Origin of the sequence: Salmonella sp. GDC200615 (genome assembly GCF_050574145.1) — a bacterium.
GTDB lineage: Bacteria > Pseudomonadota > Gammaproteobacteria > Enterobacterales > Enterobacteriaceae > Salmonella > Salmonella enterica.
This window is the reverse complement of the sequence record NZ_CP192247.1, coordinates 4,010,066-4,028,319: the sequence shown is the minus strand read 5'-3', so window position 1 is coordinate 4,028,319 and position 18,254 is coordinate 4,010,066. Positions and strand designations below refer to the sequence as shown.

The window sequence follows — 18,254 nt, the reverse complement described above, 5'->3', positions numbered from 1 at the left end:
AAAAGACCCGCAATTGACGCGGGTTAAAAAGCACGCTTTCACATATGCTGTGAATGTTGTACCGAAGACATTCTGGTTCGGGAAACCAGTTCCGTGCGATTTATCACTTCTGTTTTAGCAAAAATATTACGTAAATGCGTTTTCACTGTTGAGAGAGAAATATTCAACTGACGGGCAATCAATTTGTTGCTGGCCCCTTCGCAGACCATTCCCACAATTTCACGCTCTTTGGCGGTCAATATTGACGCCAGATCGTTGTCTTCCTGAAGAGAATCATGAATTGCCAGTCCCAGTAATGGTTGTACTGCCTGGGCTCGCAAACGCTCTTCGCTGGAAAAAGGTATATCGCGCATTAATGAAATGCCCGCGATAATACGATGGCCCCGACGAATAAAGATCTCAATCATGTCGCACACATGATTAGGTAGCATAAATTCATGATAATAATGGCGATGACGAGCACAGATGCCGGGCGTCATCGTCGCTACTGTAATAACCTGTTGGCCGAATCGGGAAGGCGATAGCGGGTCTAATGGTTGAAAATGCTCCAGATATTGTTGGTGTGTGCTATTAGAAATATTATGTAAAACATAGGCTTCCGGCTTTAAATAAGCATTAACACGATAAAAAACCGCCGACGACAGAGGAATGAGTTGCGCAATGCTCTGTAAGCAATGGAGAGTGATCCCGTCATTATGGCCAGTAGTTGATAAGGCTGACATGTTATCTCCTTCCATCCGGATGAGCGCGTCGGGGCGCAGTAAAATAGTGGTATGTTGAAACATACAATTTACATTCGGTTAACACAATCATTCACATGTTAATAATGTGACGCATGTTGCGGTATTTTTTATAACATATTGAAAATAAATGATTTTAATTTAAATCCTGTCTGGTTATTCTAAAAAATAATTTAAAATTATTAATATAATTTTTTCTGTCGCGGTTGACTCATCTCCTGAAAATGCCGTGAGTTCTCGTCCTTCAGGACGATATTCTTTTGAGACGCCTGTTCTATGATTTTCTGTAATAGCGCAGGTTAACAGAGACTTAATTTCTGGCTCAGACAGGATTTGCTAAATAACACTTCAATAGCGTCATGCGCTATGCAGAAAACCGGCGTATCAATAGATACAGCCTGCTCTCGGCATTCTGCCCGCAGCGCCAGACGAACGCTATTGCGAAATGTGAGTCATGTCTCCGCATCAGAAATGATAACTACAGGACAGAATAATGTTGAATCTCAACACATTACGGCAACAACAAATCCCCGTAATGACGGAATATCGCGCGCAGATACCCTTTCATATTCTGGCAAAACCCATAGGCCCTGCATGTAATCTGGCCTGCCGCTATTGTTATTACCCACAGGGCGAAACGCCCGTAGAAAAAATGAATGAATCAACGCTGGAGGTTTTTATTTGTCGCTATATTGCGGCGCAACCTGCCAGTGCGCGTGAAATTAATTTTGTCTGGCAAGGCGGTGAACCGCTTTTAGCCGGAATCGGTTTTTATAAAAAGGTAATAGCGCTTCAACAACGATATGCGCCTGACGGCGTGACGATCAGTAATAGTCTGCAAACGAATGCGACGTTGTTAAACGATGCCTGGTGCCGTCTGTTTCGCGACAATAATTTTACTATTGGCATCAGTCTTGAGGGCAGTGAAGACTTGCAAAATCATCATCGTCCGGGCAAACGCGGCGAGGCCAGCTATCCGGCGGTGTTGCGGGGAATCACATTGTTACAACACTATCGAGTCGATTTTAATGTACTGATTGTCGTGCATGATGACATGGCTCGCCATGCGGCAGCCATCTACGATCATGTTGTTAGCCTTGGCGCTCGTTATCTGCAATTTCAGCCACTGATGAACGAAGGCAACGCCCTACAGCAACGTTACCAATTGAGTGCGGATAACTGGGGACGTTTCATGATTGATATCTGGCGTCAATGGCGCAAACGCGGCGATATGGGACGGGTTTTTGTGATCAACATTGAACAGGCATGGGCACAATATTTTACGCATATCAGCGCCACCTGTGTCCATTCCGCCCGCTGCGGAACGAATCTGGTCATGGAGCCGGACGGCAAACTCTATGCCTGCGATCATCTGATTAATAGCCAGCATTACCTGGGACAGCTTGCTAATAATACGTTAGCGCCAGCCGTAGATTCCGCAACCCGGCTTCCCTTTGGTATTAAGAAAAGCCAGCGCCGGGAGTGTCAACGGTGTTCTGTGAAAATAGTCTGCCAGGGAGGCTGCCCCGCACATATCAACAGTGCCGGCTACAACCGACTTTGTAGCGGCTATTACTCTTTTTTCACGGAGATTCTGGCTCCGCTACGCGCCTGGCCCCGGGATCTGAATGGACTGAAAGCCTGGCGTGCTGACGTTATGGGTAGATTTTCGGGCTGATGGTTCCTCTTGCCGCATTTGCCCGCCGCTCTTGTACAACATCCGTAGTCTGAAATGGAGAATAAGCCGTGAAAAAAGAAGTAACACTTGCCACACTCAGCATTATCTTCTCCGGTACGGCGCACAGTACGCAAAACGAACGTCCTGATATTATCGTGATTATCGCTGATGATATGGGATATTCTGATATCACTCCCTTCGGTGGGGAAATCCCAACGCCTAATTTGCAGGCGATGGCTGAGAACGGCGTGCGGATGAGTCAATATTACACGTCTCCCATGTCTGCTCCCGCCCGTGCGATGCTATTAACCGGGAACACCAGTCAGCAAGCGGGTATAGGCGGTATGTGGTGGTATGAAAATACCATAGGTAAGGAAGGCTATGAATTGCGCCTGACTGATCGGGTGACGACCATGGCTGAACGCTTTAAAAATGCTGGTTACAATACGCTGATGGCGGGTAAATGGCATCTTGGTTTTACGCCAGGCTCGACGCCAAAAGATCGGGGCTTTCGTCATTCTTTCGCCTTGATGGGGGGAGGCGCCAGTCACTTTGATGATGCCGTGCCGCTGGGAACCGTGGAGATATTTCATACCTATTATACCCGTGACAATCAGCGCATTTCACTGCCCTCTAGTTTTTACTCCAGCGAAGCCTATGCCAGCCAGATTAATCGCTGGATCAGCGAGACGCCACGGGAACAACCTATCTTCGCGTGGTTGGCCTTTACTGCGCCACATGATCCTCTGCAGGCGCCGGATGAATGGATTAGTCGTTTTAAACGTCAGTATGAACAGGGCTATGCAAACGTCTATCGTCAGCGTATTGCTCGTTTGAAGAAACTGGGTTTCCTGCGTGATGACATACCTCTGCCAGGACTGGAACTTGATAAAGAATGGCAGGCAATGACCCCGGAACAGCAGAAATATACGGCGAAGGTGATGCAGGTTTACGCTGCTATGATCGCCAATATGGATGCACAGATTGGCACCGTTATTGAGACATTAAAAAAGACCGGGCGCGATAAAAACACGATTCTGGTCTTCTTAAGTGATAATGGGGTGAATCCGGCAGAGGGCTTTCACTATGAATCTGAACCAGATTTTTGGAAGCAATTCGATAATCGTTACGAAAATATTGGTCGTAAAAATTCATTTATCTCTTATGGTCCCCACTGGGCTGATGTCAGCAATGCGCCTTATGGTCGCTATCACAAAACGACCAGCGGTCAGGGGGGAATTAATACCAGTTTTATGATTTCCGGTCCTGGTATCATCCATCATGGCGCCATAGATAACGCCACGATGGCGGCGTATGATGTTGCGCCCACGCTCTATGAATTTGCAGGTATTGATGCCAGTAAATCATTATCTGAAAGACCGACACTGCCAATGATCGGCGTGAGTTTTAAACGCTATCTGACCGGTGAAAGTCTGCACGCGCCTCGCACACAATATGGTGTTGAACTCCATAATCAGGCGGCCTGGATAGATGGGGAATGGAAATTGCGTCGTCTTGTCACAGTATTCCCACAGGCGGGTAATGCTCCATGGGAATTATTCAACCTGCAACGTGCCCCCCTGGAAACGCATAATCTCGCAGCAGATTATGTGGATAAAGTGAAAATACTGAGCAGTGCATATGAGGCATTTGCAAAACAGACAATGGTGCTTTATGCCAAAGGCAAGCTTATCGATTATGTGGGTATCGACAGTAAAACCGGGCGTTATCTGGCTGTCGATCCACAGACATTGCAGCCAGTTCCTGCTCCGTTAGCGATTCCTTTAGACACAAAATCGGACCAATAATTATTGGTTACGTTTCAAATGATTATTCAACGCTCACATAACCGCATTCAGCCAGTGACTTTCAGGATGAAGTTTCTCAGCGTTGGCGATGTATCGCCGCGCCGGTATGCCAGAGCCAGCTTTGCGACGGGCATCTGGTCTGCAACGGGGCGGTATACTACTCCCTTGACATTAACCTGTCTCATTGAATCTGGAACCATCGACACGCCCATCTCTGCCGACACAAGGTTAATGACTGACGAAATTTGCGGCACGAGTTGACCAATTTTCGGTTCAAAGCCCGCTTTACCGCAGGCCTTGATCACTGCGTCATAAAGCGACAGGCCGATTTCACGTGGGAAGAGTAAAAAAAACTCATCTTTGAGAATCGAGAGTGCAATCTGTTTACACGCCGCAGCAGGATGCGTTTCTGCCAGCACAATAACCATTGGCTCTTCAGACAGTAACCTGAGCTGGAACCGTTCATTGCCTGTAAAACCGGGTCTCAGAAAGGCAACATCCAGCGATCCTTCATTCAATTCATCAGCCAGTTTAGTTGTATTTCCTTCCTCAAGCTGCAAACGAACGTCAGGATAAGCCCGCTTGAAAGTACGGATTGCGCCGGGCACCACACTGTTAAATGCCGCAGAGGCAGTAAAACCCACCCTTAACACGCCCGATTCCCCCCTGGCAACACGCCGCGCCGCCAGCACGGCTCTTGTCGCGGTAGCAGGCATCCCTTTAACAACATCATAAAATGCTTTTCCAGCCTCGGTTAATTCCGCGCCATGAGGCACTCTCCGGAATAGCTGCGCTCCCAGCTCTCTTTCCAGATCCTTAATCTGTTGGCTTAGCGGCGGCTGACCTATGCCTAATTTTGTCGCAGCCCGCGTGAAATGCCGCTCTTCAGCGACGGCGAGAAAATAGCGAATATGGCGCAGTTCCATCCTCATCTCCAAAAGCAATTAAGAATGGCACCATCATATATTGGAATAATGAAACCAGCGAGCGCATAGTGAGGTTAACAGGAGGTGCAATATGCCCGATATTTCTCATACACCGACACGTAGCTGGCTTTTTACCCCAGCAATTCGACCAGAACGTTTCATAAAAGCAGTTGAAAGTGCGGCGGATATTTCTATTATCGATCTTGAAGATTCCGTCACCCCGAATGACAAGGCGCAGGCCCGGAAAATTGCGATGCAGTTCCTTTCATCCCGACCAAACTCATCGCTGAAAATAGCATTAAGAATTAATGGAATGAATACTCATGCTGGCATTGAAGACCTGCATATGTTACTGGAATGCCGTTTTTTTCCTGATTACATTATTCTTCCGAAAACAGAGTCAGCCGCGCACCTGCAAATCGTGGATAGTCTTATCATGATGGCTGGTTCTGATACTCGCCTTATTGGCATTATTGAGTCAGTTGTTGGGCTTAATGCCGTAGAGTCTATTGCGGACGCCACCCCCAGACTCTGCGGGTTGATGTTTGGCGCCGCAGATATGGCGGCTGACATTGGCGCGACACCCGCCTGGGAGCCTCTTGCGCTGGCGCGGGCCAGAATAGTGGCTGCCTGCGCTATGAAAGGGCTTCTTGCAATAGATGCTCCCTTCTTTGATATAGGCGATTTTTCAGGTCTGAAAGAGGAAACGCTGCAGGCGCTCAGTTTTGGTTTTTCTGCAAAATCGGCTATTCACCCCGCTCAGATTAGTGTAATCAACGCCGCATTTACTCCTACAACGGCAGAAATTAATCATGCTCGTGCAGTACTGACAGAGAATGCCAAAGGCGTCGGGATCGTTAGCGGCATGATGATAGATGCAGCCGTTGCCCGTCAGGCCCGGAGATTACTCGCCCGGGCAGGGATCTTTTCCTGATTTTATTAACAGAGGAATTGATTATGAACACGTTATTACCCGCTTATAAAACCATTAGCGAGGGGCGCTACCGAGAAATTTCGGGTCTTTACTGGGAGGATTTTCATCCCGGTGATGTTTTTGAACATCGTCCCGGCCGGACGGTTCTGGACGCCGATAATGTGTGGTTTACCCTGCTCACTCTCAATGTGCAGCCGGTCCATTTCGATGCGGCTTACGCCAGCAAAACGGAATGGAAAAAGTTACTGGTTGATTCAACGTTCACTCTGGCGCTTTTAACCGGTATGAGCGTGCGTACTGTCAGCGCCAAGGTCGTGGCCAATCTTGGCTGGGATAAGGTACAAGCCGTCCATCCGGTTTTCGCAGGGGATACACTTTATGCTGAAAGCACTGTACTCAGCAAACGCCTGTCAAATAGTCGCCCGGGACAAGGCATCGTTACCGTTCGGACATGTGGTATTAACCAGAATGGTGTAGAGGTCATGCGCTTCGAACGAACAATGTTAGTTTATTGCTGTGGATGTTCGCCTGAAGAAGACGCCGCTTATTGAGAAATCGCCCTGAGGTTTAGAGTCATGATGAATGTTAATGCAGTGTATGCCGAAAAATGCGTGACGCCTGACGAGGCGGTTACTTTAATTACCTCCGGCAGTCACCTCTCTATGGGAATGTTTGCAGCAGAGCCTCCAGCTTTGCTGAATGCGCTGGCAAAGCGAGCGAAAAGGGGAGAAATCAACGATCTGCGGGTTTACTGTTATGAAACAGCCAGCATTGCCGGGAACACTATTTTCCGTTATGAGCTAAGTGACTATATTCATCTCTACAGTATGTTTATTACCGGTATTGAACGGGCTTTAATACGTCAGGGGATTGAGAGTTCCGGGCGAAAAATAGTTAACTATGTACCTTCAAATTTTCATCAGGCGACGCGATTACTAGCTGATGATATTGGTATTGATACCTTTATTCACACCGTGTCCCCTATGGATAAGTATGGCTATTTTAATTTTGGAACTGGAAACGATTATTCCACCCGGATTGCGAGGACAGCTAAAAAGCTTATTGTCGAAGTTAACAAATATATGCCGCGCGTTCATGGAGAAGGTGCTGCAATCCATATTTCAGAAATTGACGCCATTGTTGAAAACCATGTCCCTTTAATTGAACTACCAATACGTACTGCCGTAGCCGAAGATATTGCTATCAGTCAGATTATCGCTTCTCTTGTGCCAGATGGCGCTTGTCTCCAGATGGGGGTCGGCGCATTACCGGAGCTCATCTGTAATGCGCTCAAGGAACATAATGATCTGGGGGTCCATACAGAGGCGCTGAATCCGGGGTTGGTAAGTTTGATTCAACAAGGCGTCGTTACCAATCAGCGTAAAAATATCGACCGGGGAATGTCTGTATTTACTTTTGCTATGGGACAAAAGGATATGTATGACTATCTCAACGACAACCCCTCTTTTTTTAGTCGGCCTGTCGATTATGTTAACGATCCGGGGATCATTGCGCAAAATGAGAATGTTGTCTCCATTAACGCTACCTTACAAATCGATCTCACTGGTGCCTGTAACTCTGAATATTTGTTTGGACACCAGTACAGCGCTTCAGGAGGGCAATTGGATTTTGTCAGAGGCGCATATGCATCTAAAGGAGGTCGTTCCATTATTACGACCCGCTCAACGGCCGCGAATGATACGATTTCTCGTATTGTTCCCCGCCTTGAGGGGCCTGTAACAACCCCACGAACGGATACGCACTGGATAGTCACTGAATTTGGCTCCGTAAACCTGAAGGGGCTCTCTTCAACCGAGCGTGCGCTCAGCATCATTGAATTGGCACATCCCAATTTTCGGCAGCAACTTAGAGTAGATGCAAAAAAAATGCATCTGATTTAAAAGTAGGTTAATGCTATTTTTTAATGTAGCATCCCTAAAATATAAACATCATGAGTCTATTCAAATGATAATTGACAGAATTGATCACCTTGTATTAACGGTATCTGATATATCAACCACAATAAGATTCTACGAAGAGGTACTTGGTTTTTCTGCGGTAACATTTAAACAAAACAGAAAAGCGTTAATATTTGGAGCGCAAAAAATTAACCTCCATCAGCAAGAAATGGAGTTCGAACCAAAAGCGAGTAGACCAACGCCGGGATCTGCCGATTTATGTTTTATTACATCGACACCGATAAATGATGTTGTGTCTGAGATCTTACAGGCAGGCATTCCCATTGTTGAAGGCCCGGTTGAGAGAACTGGAGCCACAGGCGAGATAATGTCTATCTACATCAGGGACCCTGATGGAAACTTAATTGAAATTTCGCAGTATGTTTAATGTTAAAACTTACTATTACTGCCTTTATTATGATCACGCATCCGTTTATATTGGTCTAATGGAGATCATATGGCAATAATTTCTGGAAAGAGTCTATGTTCAAACTTATTGACTTGAAGACATCGAGGTATTCATAAGAAAGCATAAAAAAGGAAAGGTGGTGCCCGGACTCGGAATCGAACCAAGGACACGGGGATTTTCAATCCCCTGCTCTACCGACTGAGCTATCCGGGCAACGAGGCGCATTAAACCGTAATCGCCTCGCTTCGTCAATGAAATTTCTTCAAATCAACGTAGACTGCACAATCTATCACCACTTTGTTGTTATTGCACGCAGAATCAGGCAAAAAACATCGCCCATGCGGCGGAGATCGGCATCGCCAGCAACAGCGCCGGGAGCATATTCACTACCGGAAACATTTTGATTCCACATACACGCAAGCCGGTAGCCACCAGCAGCAGTCCACCCACGGCGCTAAAGTCGCCCATCATTGCCGGCGTGGTCAGTGGAAGAATGAGGGTGGCGCAGGCGGCAAGCGTTAACTGGATAATCAACATCGGCGCGCAAATCGCCGAAACGGCGATGCCAAGCGAACAGGCGAAAATAATGGCAGTGAAAAAATCCAGAAAATATTTAGCGATCAAAATGTTTGGATCGCCGGTCATCCCTTCATGCATCGCGCCGAAAATACCGGTGCCGCTGGCGCAAAAAAGTACAATGATAGCGACGTAACTTTGAATAAATGAGTCGTGTGTCGGCTTCTTACCCGATGCCATAAATAATTGTTGGATTTTCGCGACTGCGCCATTAATGCCTTTTTCCAGCAAACAAAACTCGCCGATAAGCGCGCCGACCAGCGTCGCCAGCACCATCACCGGAAGATTAGCGCACTTCATCACCAGCAGAATGCCAATTCCCAGAGAGCACAGACCAAAAATAGACGTCATTGAGACGCGAATCCGTTCTGGCAGACGCTGACTTAACAGCGCGCCAATAACGCCGCCGAATAAAATTGCGCCAGCGTTAATAAAAGGTCCAATTACCACAATGACTCCTGTTATTTGTCTTTCAAATTGCCTTATTATCACGCGATTAAGCTGTTAATAGCTTGATTATCTGTGACGTATAGAGCGCTGATTTTACCTTGCGCCGCCTGGTGAAAGGTGCCATGATTGCGCGAAATTTCTCCTGCCAGCATGGGGCTCGCCGGGATGAACATAGCGCCTTTATATTGTCTTCACTGTCGCCTGACTGCGCGAGGTTTGCCCCTTTCTTTCCTTTTTTTGTCATCCCCGCTATGCGGTGAGGGCAGCGCACGCTCACTGCAGGACAACAGTAAAATCAGAAACAGTCTGTTTTTACTGATGTCTGGCGGTCGGAGCTGGTATCCAGTTTGACCCGGCATCTCGTTGGGCAAGGCATCGGGCCTTGTCTGGGGTTACTCTACTCCCGAAACGGGTATTTGCGCTTATGAAATCAATGAATATTGCCGCCAGCGGTGAACTCATCCCCCGTCTATCCACCCACCGAAACGTAGTGGCGCTGGACAGTACCGACTTTACCGATGTGGCCGCAGTCGTCATTACCACTGCCGACAGCCGTAGCGGTATTCTGGCGTTGCTTAAACGCACCGGTTTTCACCTGCCGGTGTTTATGCTTGCGGATGAACCCGTCAGAGCGCCTGTCGGCGTTACGGCGGTAATCGGCGGGAACGCGCAGGAATGGCTGGAGTTGGAAAACGCCGCCAGTCGCTACGAAGCGGAACTTCTGCCGCCCTTTTATGACACCCTGACCCAATATGTCGACATGGGGAATAGTACCTTTGCTTGTCCGGGGCACCAGCATGGCGAGTTTTTTAGAAAACATCCCGCAGGCCGCCATTTTTATGACTTTTTTGGTGAAAACCTGTTTCGTGCGGATATGTGTAACGCCGATGTGAAACTTGGCGATCTGCTAATACATGAAGGTTCTGCCAAACACGCGCAGAAATTTGCGGCAAAAGTGTTTAATGCGGATAAAACCTACTTTGTGCTGAATGGGACTTCGGCGGCGAATAAAGTGGTCACCAACGCCCTGCTGACGCGCGGCGATCTGGTGCTGTTTGATCGTAATAATCACAAATCCAACCACCACGGCGCCCTGATTCAGGCCGGGGCGACGCCGGTCTATCTTGAAGCGGCGCGTAACCCGTTTGGTTTTATCGGTGGTATTGATGCGCACTGTTTTGATGAAACGTACCTGCGCGACCAGATTCGTGACGTGATGCCGGAAAGCGCCGATGCGCTGCGTCCGTTCCGCCTGGCGATCATTCAGCTGGGTACCTATGACGGCACTATTTACAACGCCCGTCAGGTGGTGGATAAAATCGGGCATCTCTGCGATTACATTCTGTTTGACTCCGCGTGGGTAGGCTATGAGCAGTTTATCAATATGATGGCGGATACCTCGCCGTTGCGGCTGGAGCTTAATGAAAACGACCCAGGGATCTTTGTGACCCAATCGGTACATAAGCAACAGGCGGGGTTCTCACAAACCTCGCAGATCCACAAAAAAGATAACCATATTCGCGGCCAGGCGCGTTTTTGCCCGCACAAACGCCTGAACAACGCCTTCATGTTGCATGCTTCAACCAGTCTGTTCTACCCGCTGTTTGCGGCGCTGGATGTCAATGCCAAAATCCACGAAGGGGAGAGCGGTCGCCGCCTGTGGGCGGAGTGCGTTGCGCTGGGCATTGACGCAAAGCCATTCTCGCCCGTTGCAAACTGCTTCAGCCCTTTATCCCACTGGTGGTTGACGGCAAGCCGTGGCAGGCATATCCGACGGAGACCATTGCCAGCAATCGTCGTTTCTTCAGTTTTGAGCCCGGGGCGAAATGGCATGGCTTTGAGGGTTATGCGGATGACCAGTATTTTGTCGACCCCTGTAAACTGTTACTGACCACGCCAGGTATTGATGCCGATAGCGGGCAGTACACCGAATTCGGCATCCCGGCGACCATTCTCGCCCACTATCTGCGTGAGAACGGTATTGTGCCTGAGAAGTGCGATCTCAACTCGATTCTGTTCTTGCTGACACCCGCCGAGAGCGAAGAGAAACTGGCGCGGCTGGTCGCGATGCTGGCGCAATTTGAACGGCACATTGAAGACGATACGCCGCTTGCGGATGTATTGCCGACGGTTTTTCAGAAATACCCGGTGCGCTACCGCGATTACACCCTGCGTGAGCTATGTCAGGAGATGCACAATCTGTACGTTAGCTTTGACGTTAAGGATCTGCAAAAAGCGATGTTCCGCAAAGAAAGCCTGCCGCATGTGGCGATGAACCCACAGGACGCCAACAGCGCCTTTATTCGCGGCGATGTAGAACTGGTGCGTATCAGCGAGGCGGGCGGGCGTATTGCTGCCGAGGGGGCATTGCCATACCCGCCGGGCGTACTGTGCGTGGTGCCCGGGGAGATTTGGGGCGGCGCGGCGCAGCGTTATTTTTTGGCGCTGGAAGAGGGCATCAATCTGTTGCCCGGTTTTTCGCCGGAATTGCAGGGGGTATATAGCGAGACCGATGCCGATGGAATTCAACGCTTGTACGGATATGTTTTAAAGTAACGTTGCCTGCAGGCCGGATAAGGCATTTACACCTTATCCGGCCTGCGAAACAGGGCAAGGATTAATGTGCAACGGGTTGCGAACTTGCCGGAACGCGAACGTGTTTGTATTTGAACAAGGCTACGAACGCGAAGGCCAGCACCAGCGAGTAGCCTGCGAAGATGAGCCACACGGTCTGCCAGTCGGTAATGCCGTTTTGAGTGTAATACTCCACCACTTTACCGCTCACAATGCCGCCCAGGATACAGCCGAAGCCATTGGTCATCATCAGGAACATCCCCTGCGCGCTGGCGCGGATTTCCGGGCGTACTTCTTTTTCGACAAACACCGAGCCAGAAATGTTGAAGAAGTCGAAGGCGCAGCCGTACACAATCATCGACAGTACCAGCAGAACGGTACCGAACGGCGTCGGGTCGCCATAAGCGAACAGGCCGAAACGCAGCATCCACGCCACAATACTGATAAGCATAACGTTCTTAATACCATAACGGCTCAGGAAGAACGGAATGGTCAGGATGAATAACGTCTCAGAAATCTGCGAAATCGACATCATCACCGAGGCGTGCTGCACGATAAAGCTACTGGCGAATAGCGGATCTTTATCAAAGCTATGCAGGAAGGTGTTGCCAAACATGTTGGTGATCTGCAGTTCCGCGCCCAGCATCATGGAGAAGATGAAGAAAATCGCCATCCGCTTATTTTTAAACAGCGCAAAAGCGTCAAGGCCCAGCATTGATGTCCAGCTCTGGTTTTTCTGTTGGTTCGCCACCGGAATGTGCGGCAGGGTAAAGGTAAACAGTACCAGCAGAACGGAAAGCGTCGCGCCGATATAAAGCTGCATATGGCTCAGCTCGAAACCGGAGAAACTCACGCCCCACATCGCCAGAATAAAGCCAATGGTGCCCCAGATACGGATAGGCGGGAAGTCAGTCACGATATCCATGCCGGCAGACTGCAGGCGGTAATACGATATGGTATTGATCAAGCCCAACGTCGGCATATAGGCCAACGAGTTAAGCAGGATCACAAAGAACATCGCCCCAGGCGTAGTGACTTCCGCGGCCATGAATAGCGTGATGGCGCCGACGACATGACACAGGGCATAGACCCATTTCGCGCTCAGCCATTTGTCAGCCACAATGCCTAACAAGGTCGGCATAAAGACGGCGGCAATCCCCAGTGAACTATAAACTGCGCCAATAGATGCGCCGTCAAATTTTAAGGTGACGAACATATACGAGCCCAGGGTAGTGAGCCAGCTTCCCCACAGACAGAACTGCAGAAAAGAGAGTATTTTAAGCTGCAGCTTAAGATTCATGTTAATTTCCTCACACCTGAGAGCGGATGAATGTTTTAAAAGGCACATTTGCCGTTGTGATTTGGTGTGATTCTATCAATGAGAGGCGGGCTTTTTTTGTTACCTGTGACAAATATTTGCAAACAATTTCTGATTGCAAAGCAAAAGGGTGACGGAGTTAACACTTTTGCCTTTCCCGCCTCTGTCATTTGCTGGCCAGAGGCGGGATGCGATGGTTTATCGGCGGCGATACGATCGCTGGGCGGAATTCACCTTATACAGATAGCGGCGCGACTCCGCAGATGGATGTCGGGTGGTTAATATCTGGTACACATCCCCCGGCGACATGCGGTTAATCATATTCGCGGCCTGAATCTTATCGTTCGAGAATACGCGTAATACGCTGCCTGCGCCGCCATTATAGGCAGTAATGACCGCATAGCGCCGCGACGTCGGATTCTCGATACCGCTCAGATAGACATTATTCAACATCGCCAGATACGCTGTGCCGGTATCGATATTGCTGGCGGGGTCGAACAGGAAGTTACGGCTTGGCGTGCCGGACTTACCCTGAGAACGGAAAACATCTTTCCCGGCGCTGTGTTGCACCACCTGCATCAGGCCCAGCGCATCCGCGTGGCTGACCGCATACGGGTTAAACGAGGACTCCGTTTGCATAATCGCCAGAATCAGCGACTCGTCAACGCCGTATTTACGGGAGGCCTGGCGTACCATGCCAATGTATTTATGCGCGCGTTTATCAAGGTGGTTCGGCACCAGATTAATGGTGACGCTGTAAATAATACGCAGGCCGTTACTGCGGCTTTTGAGCCGCGTTTTCAGCAAGTAATCCGCGAATGTCGTGGCGCGGCCTTCCCAGCGAATAGGCTGGCCGGTATTGTCGAGGACCTGACCATACAGGAAGGGTTCTTTAGAAATTTTTATGTCATCGACATCGGAGTAAAGATCGACGGAGGTTGGGTCGTCCCCCATGAGCAACGTTTTAATAATAGCCCGGCGCAGATGTGCGGTAGGTTCCGTCCCGGCGATGGTTTCAACGGTAATGGTCCCATCATCAAAGTTGATGTGGCTACGGGTCTGGAACTGATCGGTATATTTGACGTAGTCTTTCGGCCCGGCAATCAGGACTTCCTTATATCCCCACAGATTTTCAATATTGTTGGCAAATTGCCCCATCAAAATATCAAAGCCGTTGGTATCCTTGACCCAGGCTTCATTATACGTCTCGCCTTTTTTGGTCGAACTGGAGCAGGAGATGAGCAACGGCGCAATAACAGCAAGCGCGAGTAATTTTTTCATCATTCCGGGAGTGCATGTTGTGTTGTCGTTATGCCATGTTGCCGGGCAGCGGCGCTAAGGGCTTATCCGGCATAACTCACAGGCCGAATAAGCGCAGCGTCATTCAGCAACGGGCCTATTTTTTATCTTCCGGCGTATAACCTTCGATATGAACGTCTTTGCCTTCGAACAGGAAGCTCACCATCTCCTGTTCCAGCAGCTTACGGTGCTCGGCGTTCATCATGTTGAGCTTTTTCTCGTTAATCAACATGGTCTGCTTATGCTGCCACTGCGCCCACGCGTCCTTAGAGATCTCGTTATAGATACGTTTTCCCAGTTCGCCAGGGTAGAGCTGAAAATCTTGCCCTTCAGCGTCGCGTTGCAGGTAAGTACAAAAAATCGTTCTGCTCATAAGTCATCCTCTTCATCGACCGGGGCGTTAAACTGGCGCTCCGGTACGTAACTGCTGTAACAAGCGCTCCACGGGGGCCGCCAGTCCGACTGACGGCGGTTGCGCTAAGTTATACCAGAGCGCGCTGCCTTCATCCATGCAGGCGTCCAGTGACGACACGGGAAGCCACATAGGCACAATATCCAGGTGGAAATGGCTAAATGTGTGGCGAAACGCGTTAAGCTGGGTCAAATTATCAGCGTTAACATGCCGTTGCGCCAGCCATTCACGTAATTCATCTTCGCTGGCGAACTGCGGAAAGCAGTAGAGTCCGCCCCATAAACCGCTGGGAGGGCGCTGCGCCAGGAAAATCTCCTGATTATGCTGTAACAATAAAAAGTAACCCGTCCGCTCCGGCAACGTCTGTTTCGGTTTCTTACCCGGATAGCATGACCAGCTTTCATGCGCAGCGGCGATACAACCGTTTTGCAGCGGACACAGGGTGCACTTTGGCTTTGAACGCGTACAAACCATCGCGCCCAGATCCATCATCGCCTGATTAAAACGCTCCACGCCGCGTGCGGGCGTCACTTGCTCGCTCAACGTCCACAGCGTATTCTCCACCTCTTTTTTTCCAGGCCAGCCGCTAACAGCATAACAGCGAGCCAGCACACGTTTAACGTTTCCATCAAGAATCGGATAATGTTTACCTAACGCGAGGGAGAGAATTGCGCCGGCGGTTGAACGTCCGACGCCGGGGAGCGCGGCGATTTCGGCAAAAGTTTGCGGGAATTCTCCACCGTGAAGCGTCGCCACCTGTTGCGCCGCTTTATGCAAATTACGTGCGCGGGCGTAATAGCCGAGCCCGGTCCATAAATGGAGTACTTCATCCAGCGGCGCATTCGCTAAATCCGTTACCGTCGGAAAGCGCGCCATAAATCGCTCAAAGTAAGGAATCACCGTCGTCACCTGCGTTTGTTGCAACATGACTTCCGAGAGCCATACTTTGTAAGGCGTCTTGTTAATTTGCCAGGGCAGCGTTTTCCGCCCGTATTTGTCGTACCAGTCCAGAACCTGGGCTGAAAATTGAGACGCTTGCATGGAAACTCATTCATTATTGCCGGGGGCAAGATTGCAGCACAGAGGCCGCAGGGTGTAAACCGGAACTTTCCGCAGTGCGCTTCATGCTTGCATCCGGCAACTAACTTTGGATAATGCCCGTTTTCAGAACTCAAACACAGCAGACTACACTTTTATGAAAAACGACGTCATTTCACCGGAATTTGATGAAAACGGTCGCCCGCTGCGCCGTATTCGTAGTTTTGTTCGTCGCCAGGGGCGACTGACAAAGGGGCAAGAACACGCGCTGGAAAACTACTGGCCGGTGATGGGCGTCGAGTTCAGCGAAGCGCCGGTAGATTTCGCCACGTTGTTTGGTCGCGAAGCGCCGGTGACGCTGGAGATTGGTTTTGGCATGGGGGCGTCTCTCGTGGCGATGGCGAAAGCGCGCCCGGAGCAGAATTTCCTCGGCATTGAAGTGCATTCACCCGGTGTCGGCGCGTGTCTGGCATCCGCTCATGAAGAGGGCGTTGAAAACCTGCGCGTCATGTGCCACGACGCGGTAGAAGTGTTGCATAAAATGATTCCTGACAATTCTTTATCGATGGTTCAGCTCTTTTTCCCTGACCCGTGGCATAAAGCGCGTCATAATAAACGCCGTATCGTTCAGGTGCCGTTTGCTGAACTGGTATTGAGCAAGCTGAAATTGGGCGGCGTTTTCCATATGGCGACCGATTGGGAAGCGTATGCGGAACACATGCTTGAAGTCATGTCTTCTATCGACGGGTACAAAAATCTGTCAGAGAGCAATGATTATGTACCGCGCCCGGAATCGCGCCCGGTAACGAAATTTGAACAACGTGGCCATCGTCTTGGTCATGGCGTATGGGACTTAATGTTCGAGAGGGTGAAATAATGGCAAAGAACCGTAGTCGTCGTCTGCGTAAAAAAATGCACATTGACGAATTCCAGGAATTAGGATTTTCGGTGGCATGGCGTTTTCCGGAAGGTACATCTGAAGAGCAGGTCGATAAGACTGTCGATGACTTTATTAATGACGTTATTGAGCCTAATAAACTGGCGTTTGACGGCAGCGGCTACCTGGCCTGGGAAGGGCTGATTTGTATGCAGGAAATCGGTAAATGTACCGAAGAACATCAGGCGATTGTGCGTAAGTGGCTGGAAGCGCGCAACCTTGAAGAAGTCCGAACCAGCGAACTTTTCGACGTTTGGTGGGACTAATAAGTACAGGGTCGGCAAATGCCGGCCCGCTTTGTCTTGAGGGAAAGTTATGATGCGCAAAACGCTGTTGGCGGCAGTGCTAACGTTTACGGCGATGGCCGCTCATGCAGATTACAAATGCAGCGTCACGCCGCGTGACGATGTGATCCTGAGTCCACAAACGGTGCAGGTGAAAGGTGAAAACGGCAACCTGGTGATCACGCCGGACGGCAATGTGATGTACAACGGTAAGCAGTACACCCTTAGCGCCGCGCAACGCGAGCAAGCGAAAGATTACCAGGCGGAACTGCGAAGCGCGCTGCCGTGGATTGATGAGGGCGCCCGATCGCGCGTCGAAAAAGGCCGCGTGGCGCTGGATAAAATCATCGCTAAAGAGGTGGGCGAAAGCAGCAACATGCGTAGCCGTCTGACGAAGCTTGATGCGCAATTAAAAGCGCAAATGAACCGCATTATTGAACATCGTACGGACGGCCTGACGTTCCACTATAAGGCTATCGACCAGGTGCGTGCCGACGGTCAGCAGTTGGTGAATCAGGCGATGGGCGGTATTTTGCAGGACAGCATTAACGAAATGGGCGCCAAAGTAGTGCTTAAAGGCGGCGGCAATCCTTTACAGGGTGTGATGGGCAGCCTCGGTGGTTTGCAAACCGCTATCCAGAACGAATGGAAAAACCAGGAGAAAGATTTCCAGCAGTTTGGCAAAGATGTCTGTAGCCGCGTAGTGACCTTAGAAGATAGCCGCAAAGCGCTGGTTGGCAGCCTGAAGTAATCTTTCCTTTTTAAACAATGGCGCAGATCGTATCTGCGCCTTTTTATTCTGTTTTTTCCTGCATTTTGTTATCCATCTCTAAAAAATACTCTCTGTCGGATATATATCGCTGGTTAATCGTATGGCGTCACATTATTCGTCTGCAATATAGAGATAATGCGA

General features: G+C 49.6%; 16 protein-coding genes, 1 tRNA gene and 1 pseudogene. 10 read left to right on the top strand and 8 right to left on the bottom strand.

Annotation, left to right across the window (positions count from 1 at the left end; all coding sequences use genetic code 11):
• Positions 1–38: 38 nt before the first annotated feature.
• Positions 39–722 (bottom strand): helix-turn-helix transcriptional regulator, encoded by a 684-nt coding sequence (locus tag ACQ29O_RS19515; RefSeq protein WP_001275355.1) that lies wholly within the window; start codon positions 720–722, stop codon positions 39–41.
• 511 nt (positions 723–1,233) lie between these two features.
• Here ACQ29O_RS19515 and ACQ29O_RS19510 point away from each other — a divergent pair.
• Both ACQ29O_RS19510 and ACQ29O_RS19505 read left to right on the top strand, forming a co-directional pair.
• Complete coding sequence (locus ACQ29O_RS19510; protein ID WP_000933440.1) at positions 1,234–2,418, top strand: anaerobic sulfatase maturase; 1,185 nt, start codon at positions 1,234–1,236, stop codon at positions 2,416–2,418.
• A 68-nt stretch (positions 2,419–2,486) separates the two neighbouring features.
• On the top strand, positions 2,487–4,226 hold the full coding sequence (locus ACQ29O_RS19505) for an arylsulfatase (RefSeq protein WP_000712462.1): 1,740 nt from the start codon (positions 2,487–2,489) through the stop codon (positions 4,224–4,226).
• Positions 4,227–4,273: 47 nt separating this feature from the next.
• Here ACQ29O_RS19505 and ripR read toward each other — a convergent pair whose 3' ends face one another.
• On the bottom strand, positions 4,274–5,152 hold the full coding sequence (ripR, locus tag ACQ29O_RS19500) for an itaconate degradation transcriptional regulator RipR (RefSeq protein WP_001746933.1): 879 nt from the start codon (positions 5,150–5,152) through the stop codon (positions 4,274–4,276).
• 91 nt (positions 5,153–5,243) lie between these two features.
• On the opposite strand from ripR, the gene ripC reads away from it, so the two are divergent.
• From ripC to ACQ29O_RS19480, 4 genes are all read left to right on the top strand, one after another.
• Entirely contained in the window at positions 5,244–6,086 is an 843-nt protein-coding gene (gene ripC, locus ACQ29O_RS19495) for an itaconate degradation C-C-lyase RipC (RefSeq protein WP_001112897.1), read from the top strand.
• Positions 6,087–6,109: 23 nt separating this feature from the next.
• The gene (gene ripB / locus ACQ29O_RS19490) at positions 6,110–6,637 is read left to right on the top strand and encodes a (R)-specific enoyl-CoA hydratase RipB/Ich (protein WP_001094307.1); all 528 of its coding nucleotides are present in this window, start codon (positions 6,110–6,112) and stop codon (positions 6,635–6,637) included.
• Between the two features lie 24 nt (positions 6,638–6,661).
• The gene (gene ripA, locus ACQ29O_RS19485) at positions 6,662–7,987 is read left to right on the top strand and encodes an itaconate CoA-transferase RipA/Ict (RefSeq protein ID WP_000982336.1); all 1,326 of its coding nucleotides are present in this window, start codon (positions 6,662–6,664) and stop codon (positions 7,985–7,987) included.
• 64 nt (positions 7,988–8,051) lie between these two features.
• The gene (locus tag ACQ29O_RS19480) at positions 8,052–8,432 is read left to right on the top strand and encodes a VOC family protein (RefSeq protein WP_000582672.1); all 381 of its coding nucleotides are present in this window, start codon (positions 8,052–8,054) and stop codon (positions 8,430–8,432) included.
• Between the two features lie 158 nt (positions 8,433–8,590).
• Here ACQ29O_RS19480 and ACQ29O_RS19475 read toward each other — a convergent pair.
• Both ACQ29O_RS19475 and ACQ29O_RS19470 read right to left on the bottom strand, forming a co-directional pair.
• Positions 8,591–8,666: transfer RNA gene (locus ACQ29O_RS19475), tRNA-Phe, on the bottom strand.
• 105 nt (positions 8,667–8,771) lie between these two features.
• Positions 8,772–9,479, bottom strand: coding sequence for a DUF554 domain-containing protein (locus ACQ29O_RS19470; RefSeq protein WP_000234470.1), 708 nt, complete (start codon positions 9,477–9,479; stop codon positions 8,772–8,774).
• Positions 9,480–9,903: 424 nt separating this feature from the next.
• On the opposite strand from ACQ29O_RS19470, the pseudogene ACQ29O_RS19465 reads away from it, so the two are divergent.
• A pseudogene (locus tag ACQ29O_RS19465) lies at positions 9,904–12,035 on the top strand (ornithine decarboxylase).
• Positions 12,036–12,096: 61 nt separating this feature from the next.
• Here the strand turns inward: ACQ29O_RS19465 and ACQ29O_RS19460 are convergent.
• From ACQ29O_RS19460 to mutY, 4 genes are all read right to left on the bottom strand, one after another.
• Positions 12,097–13,353 carry a nucleoside permease gene (locus ACQ29O_RS19460; RefSeq protein WP_001049804.1) on the bottom strand — a complete coding sequence of 419 codons (1,257 nt, stop codon included), beginning with the start codon at positions 13,351–13,353 and terminating at the stop codon, positions 12,097–12,099.
• 216 nt (positions 13,354–13,569) lie between these two features.
• On the bottom strand, positions 13,570–14,655 hold the full coding sequence (gene mltC, locus ACQ29O_RS19455; RefSeq protein ID WP_000976289.1) for a membrane-bound lytic murein transglycosylase MltC: 1,086 nt from the start codon (positions 14,653–14,655) through the stop codon (positions 13,570–13,572).
• Between the two features lie 112 nt (positions 14,656–14,767).
• Positions 14,768–15,043: an oxidative damage protection protein gene (locus ACQ29O_RS19450; protein WP_000091706.1), complete on the bottom strand. Its 276-nt coding sequence runs from the start codon at positions 15,041–15,043 to the stop codon at positions 14,768–14,770.
• Positions 15,044–15,070: 27 nt separating this feature from the next.
• Positions 15,071–16,123 carry an A/G-specific adenine glycosylase gene (mutY, locus tag ACQ29O_RS19445; RefSeq protein WP_001148955.1) on the bottom strand — a complete coding sequence of 351 codons (1,053 nt, stop codon included), beginning with the start codon at positions 16,121–16,123 and terminating at the stop codon, positions 15,071–15,073.
• Between the two features lie 154 nt (positions 16,124–16,277).
• Between mutY and trmB the strand changes: the two genes are divergently transcribed.
• The 3 genes from trmB to ACQ29O_RS19430 are packed head-to-tail and all read left to right on the top strand — an operon-like array spanning position 16,278 to position 18,092.
• The gene (trmB, locus tag ACQ29O_RS19440; RefSeq protein WP_000786890.1) at positions 16,278–16,997 is read left to right on the top strand and encodes a tRNA (guanosine(46)-N7)-methyltransferase TrmB; all 720 of its coding nucleotides are present in this window, start codon (positions 16,278–16,280) and stop codon (positions 16,995–16,997) included.
• Positions 16,997–17,323 (top strand): YggL family protein, encoded by a 327-nt coding sequence (locus tag ACQ29O_RS19435; protein ID WP_001107574.1) that lies wholly within the window; start codon positions 16,997–16,999, stop codon positions 17,321–17,323. Before trmB ends, ACQ29O_RS19435 begins: the two co-directional genes overlap by 1 nt.
• Positions 17,324–17,372: 49 nt before the next feature.
• Positions 17,373–18,092 carry a DUF2884 domain-containing protein gene (locus tag ACQ29O_RS19430; RefSeq protein WP_000984829.1) on the top strand — a complete coding sequence of 240 codons (720 nt, stop codon included), beginning with the start codon at positions 17,373–17,375 and terminating at the stop codon, positions 18,090–18,092.
• Positions 18,093–18,254: the final 162 nt, after the last annotated feature.